The organism is Pseudomonas sp. JE3303, from assembly GCF_056312565.1.
On the sequence record NZ_JBWGIF010000001.1, the window covers coordinates 496,778 to 512,222 of the forward strand.

Sequence of the window (15,445 nt, forward strand, 5' to 3'; positions counted from 1 at the left end):
CAGCGTGGAAAAGCCCGGCCGTCGGGGCCGGGCGCCAGAACAGCTGATCACTCGGCCAGGTCCTGCTCCTCGATGGTCAGGTTGTGGTTGGTGAACACGCAGATGTCACCGGCGATATTCAGGGCGGTCTCGGCGATCTCGCGGGCCGACAGATCGGTCTTGTTCAGCAGGGCGCGCGCGGCGGCCTGGGCGAAGGCGCCACCGGAGCCCATGGCGATCAGGCCGTCCTCGGGCTCGACCACGTCACCGTTGCCGGTGATGATCAGCGACGCGTCCTTGTTGGCTACGGCCAGCATGGCCTCGAGGCGGCTCAGGGAGCGGTCGGTACGCCACTCCTTGGCAAGCTCGACGGCGGCGCGGACGAGGTGGCCCTGGTGTTTTTCCAGCTGGCCTTCGAAGCGCTCGAAGAGAGTGAAGGCGTCGGCGGTGGCACCGGCGAAGCCTGCGATGACCTGACCGTGGTACAGGCGGCGGACCTTCTTGGCGTTGCCTTTCATCACGGTATTGCCGAGGGAAACCTGGCCGTCGCCCGCCATGACGACTTTGCCGTGGCGGCGAACTGAAACGATGGTGGTCAAGGGAGAGTCTCCACGCAGCGGGGCGAAAATGCCTGATGCAGACTCATATGGGGGAGGGGGGGAAGGATTTCAACTGTTGGTAAGCGCATCAGCCGCTGCGATTGCGTAGGAGCGGCCTCGTGTCGCGAAGCGGGCCCGGAGGGGCCGTGAGACCATTCACCGCGGTGCTTCAGGTATAACGAGGTGAATGGTTTTACGGGCCCTTCGGGCCCGCTTCGCGCGGTCCGGCGTCCCGGCACGAGGCCGCTCCTACGGGGGGGGGCGGCGGTCAGGCCTCGTGGCAGACGTGGCCGTCGACGAGCGTGTAGCGCACCGCGCTCGGCAGGCAGTGTCCGATGAACGGGCAGTTGTCTCCGCGCGAATACCAGTGCTCACCGGCCACGGTGGACGCATTCGGGTCGAACAGCACAAGGTCCGCCGCGCCATTCACCCTCAGCTCGCCCGCCGGCAGCCGCATGGCCTCGGCGGGGCCGCTGGAAAGCCGTGCCAGCAAGGTCGGCAGGTCGAGCAGGCCGTCTTCCACCAGGGTCATGGCCAGCGGCAGCAACAGCTCGACGCTGCTGATACCGGGCTCCGTGGCGCCGAACGGTGCCAGCTTGGCATCCCGCTCGTGGGGCTGGTGATGGCTGGAGATCGCCTGGATGACGCCCGACTTCACTGCCTCGCGCAGGCCGTCGCGGTCGGCCTGGGTCCGCAACGGTGGTTGCACGTGGTACAGGCTGGAGAAATCGCGCAAGGCCTCGTCGGTGAGGATCAGCTGGTACAGGGCGACGTCGGCGGTCACCGGCAGGCCGAGTGCCTGGGCCTGGGCGATCAGGCGCGCGCCGCGGGCGCTGGTCAGCTGGCTGAAGTGCGCGCGCACGCCGGTCTGCTCGACCAGCAAGAGGTTGCGCGCCAGGGCGACGGTCTCGGCGGTTTCCGGGATACCCGGCAGGCCGAGGAAGCTCGCCATCGGGCCTTCATGGGCGAGGCCGCCCTGGGAAAGGTCGCGGTCCTGGGAATGGAACACCACGGTCAGGTCGAACGTGGCGGCGTATTCCAGGGCGCGGGCCAGGGTACGGTTGTTGCCGATGCTGTTCAGGCCGTTGCCGAAGGCCACGCAGCCGGTGTCGCGCAGGGCAACCAGCTCGGCCAGTTGCTCGCCTTCCAGGCCCTTGGTCAGGGCGCCGATCGGGTAGACCTTGCTGTGGCCCGCTTCACGGGCGCGGTCGAGGATCAATTCGGCCACGGCCGAGGTGTCGAGTACCGGGCGGGTCTGCGGCGGGCAGCACAGGCTGGTCACGCCACCGGCGGCCGCGGCGCGGGTCTCGCTGGCGATGTTGCCCTTGCGGCTGTAGCCCGGCTCGCGCAGGGCGACGTCGAGGTCGACCAGGCCGGGTGCTGCCACCAGGCCATGGGCGTCGAGGGTACGGCTGGCGCTGAAGCCGGCCGGGGCCTCGCCGATGGCGATGATCTTGCCGCCATCCAGGTGCAGGTCGCTGACCTGGTCGAAGCCGCTGGCAGGATCGATGACCCGGGCGCCGAGAATACTGATGCTCACTGGGCGTTCTCCTGGTCCAGTTGTCGTTGCGCGGTCTGTCCGCTCATGGCCATGGACAGCACGGCCATGCGCACGGCGATGCCGTAGGTCACCTGGTTGAGGATCACCGAATGGGCGCCGTCGGCGACGGCCGACTCGATCTCCACGCCGCGGTTGATCGGTCCCGGGTGCATGACGATGGCGTCCGGCTTGGCCCCGGCAAGGCGCGCGGTGGTCAGGCCGAACAGGCGATAGAACTCGCCTTCGCTGGGGAGAAGGCCGCCGGCCATGCGCTCGCGCTGCAGGCGCAGCATGATTACCACGTCGACGTCCTTGAGGCCCTCGGCCAGGTCGGTGTAGACCTTGACCCCGTACTGCTCGATGCCGATCGGCAGCAGGGTCTTGGGGCCGATCACACGGATGTCCGGGCAGCCGAGCGCCTTGAGCGCGAGCATGTTCGAGCGCGCGACCCGCGAGTGCAGGATGTCGCCGACGATCGCCACTGACAGGTTCTCGAAGCTGCCCTTGTGCCGACGGATGGTCAGCATGTCGAGCATGCCCTGGGTCGGGTGCGCGTGGCGGCCATCGCCACCGTTGATGATGGCCACGTCCGGGCAGACATGCTCGGCAATGAAATGAGCGGCGCCGGAGTCGGCATGGCGCACGACAAACATGTCGGCGGCCATGGCTTCGAGGTTGCGCAGGGTGTCGAACAGCGTTTCGCCCTTGCTGGTCGAAGAGGTCGACACGTTCAGGGTGATCACATCGGCCGACAGACGCTGGGCGGCCAGTTCGAAGGTGGTGCGGGTGCGGGTGGAGTTCTCGAAGAACACGTTGCAGACGGTCTTGCCGCGCAGCAACGGGACTTTCTTCACGGCCCGGGCGCCCACTTCGAGGAAGGAGTCAGCGGTGTCGAGGATCTCGGTCAACAGTTCGCGAGGCAAGCCGTCGAGGGAGAGAAAATGGCGTAGCTGGCCCTGATCATTGAGCTGCAGCGGGCGCTTGGCGTCGATTGGCGTCATCGCGGGGGACTCTTAAAGGGCGGAAGCGGAGGCGAGGTCCTGGTGCTCGAGGGCGAGCGGTGCGGGTCCGGTCAATTTTACCCGTTCATGGGCGGCCAGCGACAGGGTGGCACCGAGCACGTTAGGCCGGATTGGCAGTTCACCGGCGTCCAGATCGAGCAGGCAGACCAGGGTCACGCTGGCCGGACGGCCGTAATCGAACAGTTCATTGAGCGCGGCGCGGATGGTGCGCCCGCTCATCAGCACGTCATCGACCAGCACCAGGTGCTGGCCCTCGATCTCGAACGGCAGCTGCGAAGGGCGCACTTGCGGGTGCAGGCCATTCTGGCTGAAGTCGTCGCGGTAGAAGGAGACGTCCAGGGTGCCCAGCGGGCTGTCGCTGCCGAGTGCTTCGAGCAGGGCCTGGGCGACCCAGACGCCACCCGTGTGGATACCGATGAAGCGTGGCTCGGCAATATGTCGCCGGGCCAGGTGCGCGCGCAGGTCGACGGCCATCTGCCGGATCAGCTCGGCGGGGTTGGGTAGGCTCATGCTTGCTCCTCGAGACGCCGGGTGACCCCGGCTTGAAACCGATGGGTTACTGCCCGCCGTTGGCATCCAGCCAGCCTTGCAGGAGCAGGGCGGCGGCGATGGCATCGACCGGATTGTCCCGGTAGCTGCCACGCTGGCCACCGCGGGCCAGGCGTTCGCCCTTGGCCTCGAAGGTGGTCAGGCGTTCGTCGTGGGTGTGCACGGGCAGGTTGAAGCGGCCATTGAGACGGCGGGCGAACTTTTCAGCGCGGGCGCTCATCTCGCTGGGGGTGCCGTCCATGTTGAGCGGCAGGCCCACGACAATGGCGTCGGGCTGCCACTCCTTGATCAGTTTTTCAACCTGGTCCCAGTCCGGTACCCCGTTCTGTGCCTTGAGGGTGCACAGCTCGCGGGCCTGGCCGGTGATCATCTGGGCGACGGCGACGCCGATTTGCCGGGTGCCATAGTCAAAGCCCAGTAACAGGCGCAATTGAGCCATCAGGCGTGACCCGCCTGGCTGGTCAGCAGGCTCAGGTTGATACCCAGGCTGGCGGCGGCTGCGTCAAGGCGCAGGCCGCTGGCCGTTGCGAAGAGAATCTCGGGGTCGAAAGGGCAGTTGAGCCAGGCGTTGTCGGCCAGCTCCGCTTCAAGCTGGCCCGCCTCCCAGCCGGCATAGCCGAGGGTGATCAGGCTCTTTTTCGGGCCCAGGCCATCGGCGATCGCAAACAGCACATCCTGCGAGGTCGACAGCGACAGCCCGCCCAGGTCGACCGTCGCCTGGAAGCTGCATTCGCTGGAATGCAGCACGAAGCCACGGTCGGTCTGCACCGGCCCGCCACCGTAGATCGGCACACGCAGGCAACTGGCCGGCGGCTCGGTATCGGGGCGCAGCTGCTCGAGGATATCGGCCAGGTTCAGTTCCTGCGGCCGATTCACCACCAGGCCCATCGCGCCATTGGCGGTGTGCTCGACGATGTAGGTGAGGGTCTGGGCAAAGTTCGGATCCGCCATGTGTGGCATGGCGATCAGGAACTGATGCTTGAGGTAGCTCGGGCTGAGGGTCTTCATGCCTGATAGTGTGGCGTCGACTGGCGAGGCTGACAAGATGGCAGTAGACGCTAGTTGCTCGATAGCCGGTCGCCGCGGGCGAAGCGCCAGGTGCGGATGATCTCCAACCGGTCAAACTCGGCCAGGTCTCCAGTGAACGGCGCGAACGGGGCGGCCAGGCGCACGATGCGCTGGGCCGCCTGGTCCAGCAGGGGCTGGCCGGACGACTCAAGCACCAGTACTTCGAACAGCGAGCCGTCGCGGTTGATCGACACCATCATCCGCAGGCTGCCGTAGATCTGCTGGCGGCGCGCTTCGTCGGGGTAGTTGAGGTTGCCCACCCGCTCGACCTTCTTGCGCCATTCCTCCTTGTACCAGGCGCCCTTGTCGCGCATGGTCGAGGCGGCGTTCAGGCGGTGGATGCGCGGGCGCTTGGCGTACATCTGCTGCTCGTTCGACAGCTCCGCCTCAAGGCTGGCGATCTGGCTGGACAGCTGCGAGCTGTCGAATTCAGGTACGGCCGCCTGGGGCTTGGGTTGCGGCTTGCTTTCCTTGGGCGTGGTCTCGACCTTGTGCGCCTTGGGCGCCTGGGTCGTCACGGCCGACTTGGCGTGGGCCGGCGTGCGCACGTCGGGCCGGGCGGCCGGTGGCGGGGTGACCTTGTTGATCTTGCTGTCCTGGAAGGGTGCGACCTCGGTGGTAGTGGGCACGGCCTTTTTGTCGAGGGTGCCGCTGCCTTGCTGGTTTTCCTGCGCCTGGAAATCGGCTTTCTCCGGCGCCTTCTCGCTCTTGAAGGTAGCCAGGGTGATCTCCATGGTGCGGCGGATCTCGGTGGGCTTGGTGAACGAAAAACCAACCCCCAAGATCAGCGCCAGGTGCACCAGGGCCGCCAGAAACAGGGTAAAGCCGAGCCGGTCCACCGGGCGTACGCGGGGTGGAGTCAGTTCGGCGGGGATGTCAGCAGGCAGGGTCATCAGTTATCCAGCAACCGGCAGGGCGGGCAGGTCGAAAACGACCGGCATCATACCCCACTCCGCGCGGTAGCTCCGGGTCGGTGGTCAGCGCGCCTTGAGCTGGCGATCAATGGCGTCCATCAATTGCGCGCCGATGCGCGTGCCGTAGGCGTTGTCGATTTCGCGGATGCAGGTCGGGCTGGTCACGTTGATTTCGGTGAGATAGTCGCCGATCACGTCCAGGCCGACGAACAGCAGGCCCTTTTCACGCAAGGTCGGGCCGACCTGGGCGGCGATCCAGCGATCACGCTCGCTCAGCTCGCGCGCCTCGCCACGCCCGCCCGCAGCCAGGTTGCCGCGGGTTTCGCCGCTGGCCGGAATACGTGCCAGGCAGTAAGGGACCGGCTCGCCGTCGATCATCAGGATGCGCTTGTCGCCGTCCTTGATCGCTGGCAGGAAGGCTTGCGCCATGATCTGCTGCTGGCCGTGCTGGGTGAGGGTTTCGAGGATCACCGAGAGGTTGGGGTCGCCCTGGCGGTGGCGGAACACCGACGCGCCGCCCATGCCGTCCAGCGGCTTGAGGATCACATCGCCATGGGTGGCGGCGAATTCACGCAGGATATCGGCGCGGCGGCTGACCAGGGTCGGCGCCATGCACTGGGGAAAACGCGTGGCGAACAATTTCTCGTTGCAGTCGCGCAGGCTCTGCGGGCGGTTGACCACCAGCAGGCCCTCGGCCTCGGCTTGCTCCAGCAGGTAGGTGCTGTAGACGAACTCCATGTCGAAGGGCGGATCCTTGCGCATCAGGAGGGTATCCAGCTCGCTCAGCGCGCTGTCCTGCTCCTCGCCCAGATCGAACCAGCGTGCCGGATCGGCGAACACCTTCAGTGGGCGCATGCGGGCGCGGGCCTGGCCGGCGCCCTGGTAGAGGTCGCGCTGCTCCATGTAGAACAGCGACCAGCCGCGTTCCTGGGCGGCCAGCAGCATGGCCAGCGAGCTGTCCTTCTTGTAGGAGATGCCCGCAATGGGGTCCATGACAATCCCGAGGCGAACGCTCATGGGTGATTCCTCTGGGCGGCGTGGGCCGCGGTAGTTCGAATGAAAAGTGGCGTCAGGGTGGCGCTCGCGGCGCGGATGGTCAAGGGGCAGCGCGTCACGGGCCCGTGGGCCAATGGAATGCCATCCCGGAGTATGCTAAAAAGGCCCAATTCAGCGGCAAGCCTCGAGCCGCAAGCTGCAAGGAAAGCCTGGCCTGCACCGGCCTGCTTTTCTCCTGCAGCTTGAGGCTTGCAGCTCGCAGCGGGCAGCGATGGTAGCGCACATATGGAACAGCCACTGAAGGTGATGGTGATCGACGACTCGCGCACGATCCGCCGCACCGCCCAGATGTTGCTCGGCGAAGCAGGCTGCGAGGTGATCACCGCCTGCGACGGCTTCGATGCCCTGGCCAAGATCGTCGACCACCAGCCCCGGATCATCTTCGTCGATGTGCTGATGCCGCGCCTGGATGGTTATCAGACTTGCGCGCTGATCAAGCACAACAGCGCCTTCAAGGATATTCCGGTGATCCTCCTGTCCTCGCGTGATGGCCTGTTCGACAAGGCCCGAGGACGGATGGTGGGTTCCGATCAGTTTCTCACCAAACCCTTCAGCAAGGACGAACTGCTCGATGCGATCAAGGCCCATGTGCCCGGGTTCACCGCGCAAGAACAACACGCACCCTGACATCGCCCACCCAGGCGACGTCCTTTTCCTTCATGGGGAAACAGCATGGCCCGAGTTCTGATTGTCGACGACTCGCCGACAGAAATGTACAAACTGAGTGCGATGCTTGAAAAGCACGGGCACCAGGTGCTCAAGGCGGTCAACGGCGCCGATGGAGTTGCCCTGGCACGCCAGGAAAAGCCCGATGCGGTATTGATGGACATCGTCATGCCCGGCATGAATGGTTTCCAGGCCACCCGCCAGCTCAGCAAGGACCCGGACACCAAAGGCATCCCGGTAATCATCGTCACCACCAAGGACCAGGAAACCGACAAGGTCTGGGGCGAGCGCCAGGGTGCGCGCGACTATCTGGTCAAGCCGGTCGACGAAGACACCCTGATCAAGAAACTCAAAGGTGTGCTCCCAGCTTGACCACCCGCCCACAGGGCACGTCGCTGACGGCCTTTGAGCTGCTGCTCGACATCGACCGGCGCTGCCGCCTGCTGGTGGCCGACCAGCCCCATCACGAAACACGCCTCGAGCACTGGAGCGGCATCGGTTTCCGCGTGGCTGGCCAGTGGTTCGTGGCACCCATGGGCGAAGTTGCCGAGGTGCTGCACGAACCACGCAGCAGCCGGGTTCCCGGGGTTCAACCTTGGGTCTGTGGGGTCGCCAACCTGCGAGGACGGCTGCTGCCGGTGATGGACCTGAGTGGCTTCTTTGGCCTCGGCTCGTGTGCCCCAGGCAAACAGCGCCGGGTGCTGGTACTCGATACCGAAGGGCTGTTCGCCGGTCTTCTGGTGGACGAAGTGCTGGGCCTCCAGCATTTTGCCCTGCAGAGCCTGGAACTCTCGCCGCCGCGCCTGTTGATCAGCGCAGCGGCGCCGTTCGTGCAGGGGCATTTTGCCCGCGAGCGCAACTGGGCGATCTTCAGCCCGCTGGCCCTGGCCCAGGCGCCGGGCTTTCTCGATGTGGCGTTGTAGAGGACTAATCGACCGTGAGCCAACCCCCCAGCCCGTCCGCCAACCCGCGCCTGCGCAGCACCGCGCAGATTGCCGTGCTGTTCATCGTGCTGATCCTGTCGATCATCCTGCTGTTCGCCAATTTCGCCTACCTGAACACCCAGTCCAACTACGACAAGCAGTACATCGGTCATGCTGGCGAGCTGCGCGTGCTGTCCCAGCGCATCGCCAAGAACGCGACCGAGGCGGCGGCCGGCAAGGGACTGGCGTTCAAGCTGCTGAGCGACGCACGCAACGACTTCGAGCGTCGCTGGGGCTACTTGCGCCAGGGCGACCGGGCGACCGGGCTGCCAGAGGCACCAGCAGGGGTGCGCGACGAAATGGACGCAGTCAAGCGCGATTGGGAAAACCTGCGCAAGAATACCGATACCATCCTGGCGAGCGAGCAGACCGTGCTGTCCTTGCACCAAGTGGCGGCGACCCTGGCCGAGACCGTGCCGCAGCTGCAGGTCGAGTACGAAAAGGTGGTCGAGATCCTGCTGAAGAGCGGCGCGCCTGCCAATCAGGTGGCTGTCGCCCAGCGCCAGTTGCTGCTGGCCGAGCGCATTCTCGGCTCGGTGAATACCGTGCTGGCCGGCGACGATACCTCGGTGCAGGCCGCCGACGCGTTTGGCCGCGACGCCAACCGTTTCGGCCAGGTACTCGAAGGCATGCTGGGAGGCAGCCCGACGATTCAGGTGACCCGTGTCGAGGACGCCGACGCCCGGGCGCGCCTGGCCGAGATCGCCGAACTGTTCCAGTTCGTTGCGGGCTCGGTCGATGAAATCCTCGAGACTTCGCCCGAGCTGCTGCGCGTACGCGAGGCCGCCGGAAACATCTTCAGCCTCTCGCAGACCTTGCTGGACGAGGCCTCGCACCTGGCCAACAGCTTCGAGAACCTGGCCAGCGGACGCACCCTGGATACTGTCGGCGGCTACGCGCTGGGCCTGCTGGCGCTGGCATCGATCATCCTCATAGGCCTGGTCATGGTGCGCACTACCCGCCGCCAGCTGCGCGAGACGGCCGAGAAGAACGAACGCAACCAGCGGGCGATCATGCGCCTTCTCGACGAGATCGAAGAACTGGCTGACGGCGACCTGACCGTCACCGTGTCTGTCACCGAGGAATTCACCGGCGCCATTGCCGACTCCATCAACTACTCGGTCGACCAGTTGCGCGACCTGGTGGCGACCATCAACCACAGCGCCGTGCAGGTGGCCAGCGCCGTACAGGACACCAAGAACACCGCGCGCTTGCTGGTCAAGGCTTCCGAGCATCAGGCCGAGCAGATCAGCGAGGCTTCGGTGGCCGTCGGCGATATGGTCGAGTCAATCGACCGGGTATCGGCGCATGCCTACGAGTCGGCGAAGGTGGCCGAGCGTTCGGTGGCCATCGCCAACAAAGGCAACGAGGTGGTGCACAACACCATCAACGGCATGGACAACATCCGCGAGCAGATCCAGGACACCGCCAAACGGATCAAGCGCCTGGGCGAGTCATCCCAGGAGATCGGTGACATCGTCAGCCTGATCGATGACATTGCCGACCAGACCAACATCCTCGCGCTCAACGCCGCCATCCAGGCCTCGCTGGCCGGTGAAGCGGGGCGCGGTTTTGCCGTGGTCGCCGACGAGGTGCAGCGCCTGGCCGAGCGTTCGTCCTCCGCCACCCGGCAGATCGAGGCCCTGGTGCGGGCCATCCAGGCCGACACCAACGAGGCGGTGATCTCCATGGAGCAAACCACGGCCGAAGTGGTTCGCGGTGCACGCCTGGCGCAGGACGCCGGGGTCTCCCTGGCCGAGATCGAAGGCGTCTCGCAGACGCTCGCCGAACTTATCCACAGCATCTCCGATGCTGCCCAGTTGCAGACCTCTTCGGCCGGGCAGATTTCCCATACCATGGCGGTGATCCAGCAGATCACCGCGCAAACCTCCGCAGGCTCCACCGCGACAGCCGACAGCATCCGTCACCTGGCGCGCATGGCCAGTGAAATGCGCCGTTCGGTGTCTGGTTTCACTCTGCCGGCCCCGGCCGAACGCACTTGAGGAATTGAGCATGGCCAATGCAGCACAGCTCCCGGTGCGGCACGACACGGTGGCCCTGGCGTGGACCAAGCCCGCCATCCTCGAGTGCCTGGCGCAGGCCCGTCATGCCCTTGAACAGTTCGCTGGCGAGCCTGCGGACACGGCCGTGCTGGAGGTCTTCCTCGACAACCTGCATCAGGTGCACGGGTGCCTGCGCATGCTGGAGCTGCCTGGCGCAACGTGCCTTGCCGAGGAAATGGAACTGCTCGGGCGAGCATTCGCCGAGGGACGGATCATGCCCCGTGGCGACTGCCTGGGCGCGCTGTTCCGTGGGCTTGAACAGCTGCCGGCATACCTGGAGCGACTGCGCAGCGCCCGCCATGACCTGCCTCTGGTGATGCTGCCGCTGCTCAACCAGCTACGGGGCTGCCGAGGCGTCGAGCCCCTGGCCCAGGCCAGTCTCATGGGGGGCGTACAGCCTGGCCAGGTGCTGGCCGGTGCCGAAGACCTGGCCAACCTCGACCTGCCATTGGGCGGCTGGCGTGAGCACATGGAGGCAGGGCAAGGACGTGATGCCTTGAGGTCGGTAGTGCGGGCGCTGTGCGATGACCTGATGCGCATCAAGGAGCGCCTGGACGTGTACGGACGCGGTGATCGCCAGCAGCACGGCCAGTTGGAACCGTTGCTGGCCCCGCTGCGGCAGGTGGCCGATACCTTGGCGGTGCTGGGCTTTCAGCAGCCACGGCGGGTGATCATCAACCAGGTGCTCGCCGTGCAGAGCCTGGCCCAGGGCCAACGCACCCCGGACGATGCCCTGCTGATGGACGTGGCCGGTGCCTTGCTGTACGTCGAGGCGACACTCAACGGCATGGTGGGACCGCTGGAGGAGGGTGGGCAGTTGCCAGGCACCGATTTGGCCGAGATCCGTCAGCTGGTGCTGGCCGAGGCCCTGACGGTACTGCAACAAGGGAAGGAGCTGATCGGCGATTGCCTGGAGTCGGGCTGGTCGCGGCAGCGTCTGCAGGCACTGCCAGACTTGCTGCAGCAGATCCGCGGGGCCATGGCCATGCTGATGCTGCCTGGCGCAGCCGCCGTCCTGGGAGGTTGTGCCCACTATGCCCGCAGTCAGTTGCTCGGCCGCGCCGAGGCGATCACGGCACAAGAGCTGGAGCACCTGGCGACCGCCATTAGCGCCAGCGAGTGCTGCCTGCAATGGCTGATCGCCGACCCGCTCGCCGATACCGCAGGCTTTGTCGAACAGGCGCGCCAGGCGCTTTCGGCGCTCGGCGTGAGGTGTGAGCTGAGGAAAAGTACCAGCGTGCTCTCCAGCAACTTGCAGGCGCTGGCGATCAGCGATGCCGGGCTCGTGGTCGAAGGCGAGCCAGGGCTTGACCCGCAACTGCTGGATATCTTCCACAATGAGGCAAACGGGCACCTGGCCACGCTGGAAGGCGTCCTGGAGGAAGCCGGCAAGCATGGCCTGTCCATCGTCACAGACAACCTGCAGAGGGCCTTGCATACCCTGAAGGGCAGCGCGGCCATGGCGGGGGTCGTGCCTGTTGCCGAACTGGCGGCCGCCCTCGACCGTCTGGCCCGCGAGTACAAAGCGCATCAGCTGAGCCTGATGCCGGACGACATCGAGTTGCTGGAGGCGTCGCTCAGCTTGCTGCGGCGAGGACTGGCGCAGCTCGATAGCACGCCACTGGCTCCGATTGCCGGGGCCGAGCGCTTGATCAAGCAGATCGGCGAGGCCGTCGACGCGCGCCTGGTGATGCTGCAGGACACTCCTGACCAGGCCCGACGCCCCCGGCGCGACCCGCAGCTGATCGCAAGCTTTCTGGCCCAGGGCATGGACATCCTGCTCGATGCCGAGTCGTTGCTATCGCGCTGGCAGGAGCACCCGGGCGAGCGTCAGGAACTCGATGCCCTGCTCGACGAGCTGACCACCCTCGGCCAAGGCGCGCACCTGGCCGACCTGTGGCAGGTGGACGAAGTCTGCGAAGCCTTGCTGGACCTCTATGGCGCGGTCGAGGAGGGCAGCCTGGGTGCCAGCGCCAAGTTTTTCGTGCAGGCACAACAAGCCCACGAAGCGCTTATCGACATGCTCGACGAAATTGCCGCAGGCCAGGAGGTGACGGCGCGGCCTGAGTGCCTGCAGGCCCTGCGCGGCTTGCTGGACGAGGGCCTGGCGCCGTCTGCCACCGGCCTGGTCAGCCGCGACAACGGCGTTACCGAACTGAGCCGGGCAAGCGCAATGGCGCTGGGCGTGCCGTTGCCGGAGGACAGCAAGGCCCCCGGCGACAACGAGCTGCTGGAGATCTTTCTCGAAGAAAGCTCGGACATCGTCGAAAGCGCGGGCGCCGCGCTGGGGCGTTGGCAGGCCGAGCCGCGCAACCTGGTCGAGGTCGAAAACCTGCTGCGCGACCTTCACACTCTCAAGGGTGGCGCGCGCATGGTCGAGATCGCCGCCATCGGCGACTTGGCCCATGAGCTGGAATTTCTCTACGAACTGCTGGCCGCTGGGCAGTTGCCGCCCGGCCCGGCCCTGTTCAGCCTGCTGCAGAACTGCCATGACCGCCTGGCGCAGATGCTCGACGCTGTGCGCCTTGGGCAGCCGCTGCACGGGGCCACGGCGCTGATCGACTACATCCGCAACTTCAGCAGCGCGGCGCTGGCCGACACCGCCGCGGGCCAGGGAAAGCGCGATCCCGCGCCCGCCGAGGCCCCCGCCGCAGTACCCGAACGGGCGCCGGGCGACATGGTCAAGGTGGCTGCCGAGCTGCTCGACAATCTGGGCAACCTGGCGGGCGAGCACTCGATCATCCGTGGGCGTATCGAGCAGCAGGTGAACGATGCCCAGGTCGCTCTCGGCGAAATGGAAACCACCCTGGAGCGCATGCGCGACCAGCTGCGCCGCCTCGACACGGAGACTCAAGGACAGATCTCCAGCCGCCAGCAGACCGAGCGCGATGCCTACGAAGACTTCGATCCACTGGAGCTGGACCGCCATTCCCAGTTGCAGCAGCTGTCGCGAGCCTTGTTCGAATCGGCCTCCGACCTGCTCGATCTAAAGGAAACCCTGACCCAGCAGGCGCAACAATCCTACAGCCTGCTGCAACAGCAGGCGCGTGTGAACAGCCAGCTGCAAGAGGGGCTTACCGGCACCCGCATGGTGCCGTTCGAGCGGCTGGTGCCGCGCCTGCAGCGGGTAGTGCGCCAGGTGGCGAGCGAGCTGGGCAAACAGGTCGAGCTGGTGGTGGGCAACGCCGAGGGTGAACTGGACCGCAGCGTGCTCGAACGCATGGTCGCCCCTCTCGAGCACATGCTGCGCAACGCCGTCGACCATGGCCTGGAAACGGGCGTGACACGTCTGGCGGCAGGCAAGCCCGAGCAGGGTACGATCAGTCTCAATCTGCTGCATGAAGGCGCCGACATCGTCATCGAGATGACCGACGATGGCGCCGGCGTACCGCTGGAGGCTGTGCGTCGCAAGGCGGTCAAGCGCGGTCTGCTCGATCCCGAGGCCCACCTGTCCGACCACGAGATCATGCAGTTCATCCTGCGGCCCGGGTTTTCCACCGCCGAGAAGATCACTCAGATTTCAGGGCGCGGCCTGGGCATGGACGTCGTTCACGAAGAGGTCAAGCAGTTGGGCGGCTCGATGAGTATCGAGTCGAGCCCGGGCAAGGGCGCACGCTTCCTGATCCGCCTGCCGTTTACCGTGTCGATCAACCGGGCGTTGATGGTCAACCTGGGCGAGGAGCAGTTCGCGATCCCGCTCAATACCATCGAGGGCATTGTGCGGGTACCGCCAGGCGAGCTGCAGGCCTGCTACCAGCGCGAGGCGCCGTACTACACCTACGCGGGCCACCGTTACGAGCTCCGCTACCTCGGTGAGCTGGTGCAGGGCACCACCTCACCGCGCCTGCTGGGACAGAACGTGCCGTTGCCGGTGCTGCTGGTCCATTCCCAAGAGCAGTCTTTCGCTGTGCAGGTCGACAGCTTTTCGCCGAGCCGCGAGATCGTGGTCAAGAGCCTGGGACCGCAGTTTGCCGCGGTGCCGGGCTTGTCTGGCGCAACCTTGCTCGGTGACGGCCGGGTGGTGCTGATCCTTGACCTGCTTGGCCAGCTGCGCGGACTGCAGCGGCGGCGTACGCACCTGCCGGGGCGCACGGGCGCACCCACCCTGCTACTTGGCCAAGCGCCGCGCCGTCCCTTGCTGGTGATGGTGGTCGACGACTCGGTGACCATGCGCAAGGTCACCGGGCGCCTGCTCGAAAGGCACGGCATGAACGTGCTCACCGCCAAGGACGGTGTCGATGCGATGGCGTTGCTCGACCAGCACCGTCCCGACGTGCTCCTGCTGGACATCGAAATGCCGCGCATGGACGGCTTCGAGGTAGCCACTCGCGTGCGCAGCGATGAGCGCTTCAAGGATCTGCCTATCATCATGGTCACCTCGCGCACCGGGCAGAAGCACCGCGAGCGGGCGATGGCCATTGGTGTCAACGATTACCTCGGCAAGCCCTATCAGGAGTCGGTCCTGCTGCAGAGCATCGCCCAATGGAGCAACGCCAATGCTTGATCATCTGGCTGGCCAGCGCGTCAGCCTCACCGGCCTGCTGTTGCCATTGGGCGACCGCACGCTGGTGCTACCCAACGTCGCCGTGGCCGAGCTGATCGGCCAGCGCGCGATCAGCTGCGAGCCCGGGGAGACCCCTTGGCACCTTGGCTGGGTCGACTGGCGCCAGCAACGCCTGCCGCTGATAGGCTTCGAAGCCGCCTGCGGCGGGCATACCCCGTGTGGTGAGCGGGCCCGCATCGTGGTGCTCAACGCGCTTGGCGATACCGGCCTGCGCTACCTGGCCCTGCTTGTGCAGGGCATCCCGCGCTCATGCAAGGTCGACAGCCAGCTCAACTACGTCGATGTCCCCCTGGCGCCGCTGGAACTGGCGGCTGTCCAGGTCGGCGATCAGGTGGTCCGGGTACCGGATCTGCCCGGCCTTGAGCGCCTGGTACGTGAAGCGGCGTTGGCATCACCGCTCATTCCGGGGGAACCCAGCTCGACCGCAGAGGGTCAGTAACGC

Annotated in this window: 14 protein-coding genes; 6 read left to right on the forward strand and 8 right to left on the reverse strand. The window is 66.1% G+C overall.

The genetic code is table 11. The annotated features are described in order from the left end of the window. Positions 1-47: 47 nt before the first annotated feature. The 8 genes from hslV to gshB form a co-directional block, all read right to left on the reverse strand. Positions 48-578, reverse strand: a complete 531-nt coding sequence (hslV, locus tag AC0ZZU_RS02395; RefSeq protein ID WP_158458616.1) for an ATP-dependent protease subunit HslV — start codon at positions 576-578, stop codon at positions 48-50. A gap of 268 nt (positions 579-846) precedes the next feature. Continuing rightward, positions 847-2,118 (reverse strand): dihydroorotase, encoded by a 1,272-nt coding sequence (locus AC0ZZU_RS02400; RefSeq protein ID WP_476338750.1) that lies wholly within the window; start codon positions 2,116-2,118, stop codon positions 847-849. Then, entirely contained in the window at positions 2,115-3,119 is a 1,005-nt protein-coding gene (locus AC0ZZU_RS02405) for an aspartate carbamoyltransferase catalytic subunit (RefSeq protein WP_476338752.1), read from the reverse strand. The genes AC0ZZU_RS02400 and AC0ZZU_RS02405 overlap by 4 nt, the downstream gene beginning before the upstream one ends. 12 nt (positions 3,120-3,131) lie before the next feature. Continuing rightward, complete coding sequence (pyrR, locus tag AC0ZZU_RS02410; RefSeq protein WP_476338754.1) at positions 3,132-3,650, reverse strand: bifunctional pyr operon transcriptional regulator/uracil phosphoribosyltransferase PyrR; 519 nt, start codon at positions 3,648-3,650, stop codon at positions 3,132-3,134. 46 nt (positions 3,651-3,696) lie between these two features. Continuing rightward, the gene (ruvX, locus tag AC0ZZU_RS02415; RefSeq protein ID WP_476338755.1) at positions 3,697-4,128 is read right to left on the reverse strand and encodes a Holliday junction resolvase RuvX; all 432 of its coding nucleotides are present in this window, start codon (positions 4,126-4,128) and stop codon (positions 3,697-3,699) included. Beyond that, entirely contained in the window at positions 4,128-4,697 is a 570-nt protein-coding gene (locus AC0ZZU_RS02420) for a YqgE/AlgH family protein (protein WP_476338756.1), read from the reverse strand. Before AC0ZZU_RS02420 ends, ruvX begins: the two co-directional genes overlap by 1 nt. Positions 4,698-4,747: 50 nt before the next feature. Further along, complete coding sequence (locus AC0ZZU_RS02425; protein WP_476338758.1) at positions 4,748-5,650, reverse strand: TonB family protein; 903 nt, start codon at positions 5,648-5,650, stop codon at positions 4,748-4,750. Positions 5,651-5,734: 84 nt separating this feature from the next. Further along, complete coding sequence (gene gshB, locus AC0ZZU_RS02430; RefSeq protein ID WP_476338760.1) at positions 5,735-6,688, reverse strand: glutathione synthase; 954 nt, start codon at positions 6,686-6,688, stop codon at positions 5,735-5,737. Between the two features lie 264 nt (positions 6,689-6,952). Between gshB and AC0ZZU_RS02435 the strand changes: the two genes are divergently transcribed. The 6 genes from AC0ZZU_RS02435 to AC0ZZU_RS02460 are packed head-to-tail and all read left to right on the forward strand — an operon-like array spanning position 6,953 to position 15,442. After that, a complete protein-coding gene (locus AC0ZZU_RS02435) occupies positions 6,953-7,354 on the forward strand; it encodes a response regulator (protein WP_476338762.1) in 402 nt (133 codons plus the stop codon). Between the two features lie 45 nt (positions 7,355-7,399). Beyond that, positions 7,400-7,765, forward strand: a complete 366-nt coding sequence (gene pilH / locus AC0ZZU_RS02440) for a twitching motility response regulator PilH (protein ID WP_324122818.1) — start codon at positions 7,400-7,402, stop codon at positions 7,763-7,765. Further along, complete coding sequence (locus AC0ZZU_RS02445) at positions 7,762-8,316, forward strand: chemotaxis protein CheW (RefSeq protein WP_476338765.1); 555 nt, start codon at positions 7,762-7,764, stop codon at positions 8,314-8,316. Before pilH ends, AC0ZZU_RS02445 begins: the two co-directional genes overlap by 4 nt. Before the next feature lie 14 nt (positions 8,317-8,330). Further along, positions 8,331-10,379, forward strand: coding sequence for a methyl-accepting chemotaxis protein (locus AC0ZZU_RS02450; protein ID WP_476338767.1), 2,049 nt, complete (start codon positions 8,331-8,333; stop codon positions 10,377-10,379). Between the two features lie 10 nt (positions 10,380-10,389). After that, complete coding sequence (locus AC0ZZU_RS02455) at positions 10,390-14,943, forward strand: hybrid sensor histidine kinase/response regulator (protein ID WP_476338769.1); 4,554 nt, start codon at positions 10,390-10,392, stop codon at positions 14,941-14,943. After that, positions 14,936-15,442: a chemotaxis protein CheW gene (locus tag AC0ZZU_RS02460; RefSeq protein ID WP_476338771.1), complete on the forward strand. Its 507-nt coding sequence runs from the start codon at positions 14,936-14,938 to the stop codon at positions 15,440-15,442. The genes AC0ZZU_RS02455 and AC0ZZU_RS02460 overlap by 8 nt, the downstream gene beginning before the upstream one ends. Positions 15,443-15,445: the final 3 nt, after the last annotated feature.

Bases quoted from the DNA above. Each gene is read 5' to 3' on its own strand.
- gshB (WP_476338760.1), bottom strand. From the start codon at position 6,688: ATGAGCGTTCGCCTCGGGATTGTCATGGACCCCATTGCGGGCATCTCC.
- AC0ZZU_RS02460 (WP_476338771.1), top strand. From the start codon at position 14,936: ATGCTTGATCATCTGGCTGGCCAGCGCGTCAGCCTCACCGGCCTGCTG.
- AC0ZZU_RS02425 (WP_476338758.1), bottom strand. From the start codon at position 5,650: ATGACCCTGCCTGCTGACATCCCCGCCGAACTGACTCCACCCCGCGTA.
- AC0ZZU_RS02405 (WP_476338752.1), bottom strand. From the start codon at position 3,119: ATGACGCCAATCGACGCCAAGCGCCCGCTGCAGCTCAATGATCAGGGC.
- AC0ZZU_RS02420 (WP_476338756.1), bottom strand. From the start codon at position 4,697: ATGAAGACCCTCAGCCCGAGCTACCTCAAGCATCAGTTCCTGATCGCC.
- ruvX (WP_476338755.1), bottom strand. From the start codon at position 4,128: ATGGCTCAATTGCGCCTGTTACTGGGCTTTGACTATGGCACCCGGCAA.
- AC0ZZU_RS02455 (WP_476338769.1), top strand. From the start codon at position 10,390: ATGGCCAATGCAGCACAGCTCCCGGTGCGGCACGACACGGTGGCCCTG.
- pyrR (WP_476338754.1), bottom strand. From the start codon at position 3,650: ATGAGCCTACCCAACCCCGCCGAGCTGATCCGGCAGATGGCCGTCGAC.
- AC0ZZU_RS02435 (WP_476338762.1), top strand. From the start codon at position 6,953: ATGGAACAGCCACTGAAGGTGATGGTGATCGACGACTCGCGCACGATC.
- pilH (WP_324122818.1), top strand. From the start codon at position 7,400: ATGGCCCGAGTTCTGATTGTCGACGACTCGCCGACAGAAATGTACAAA.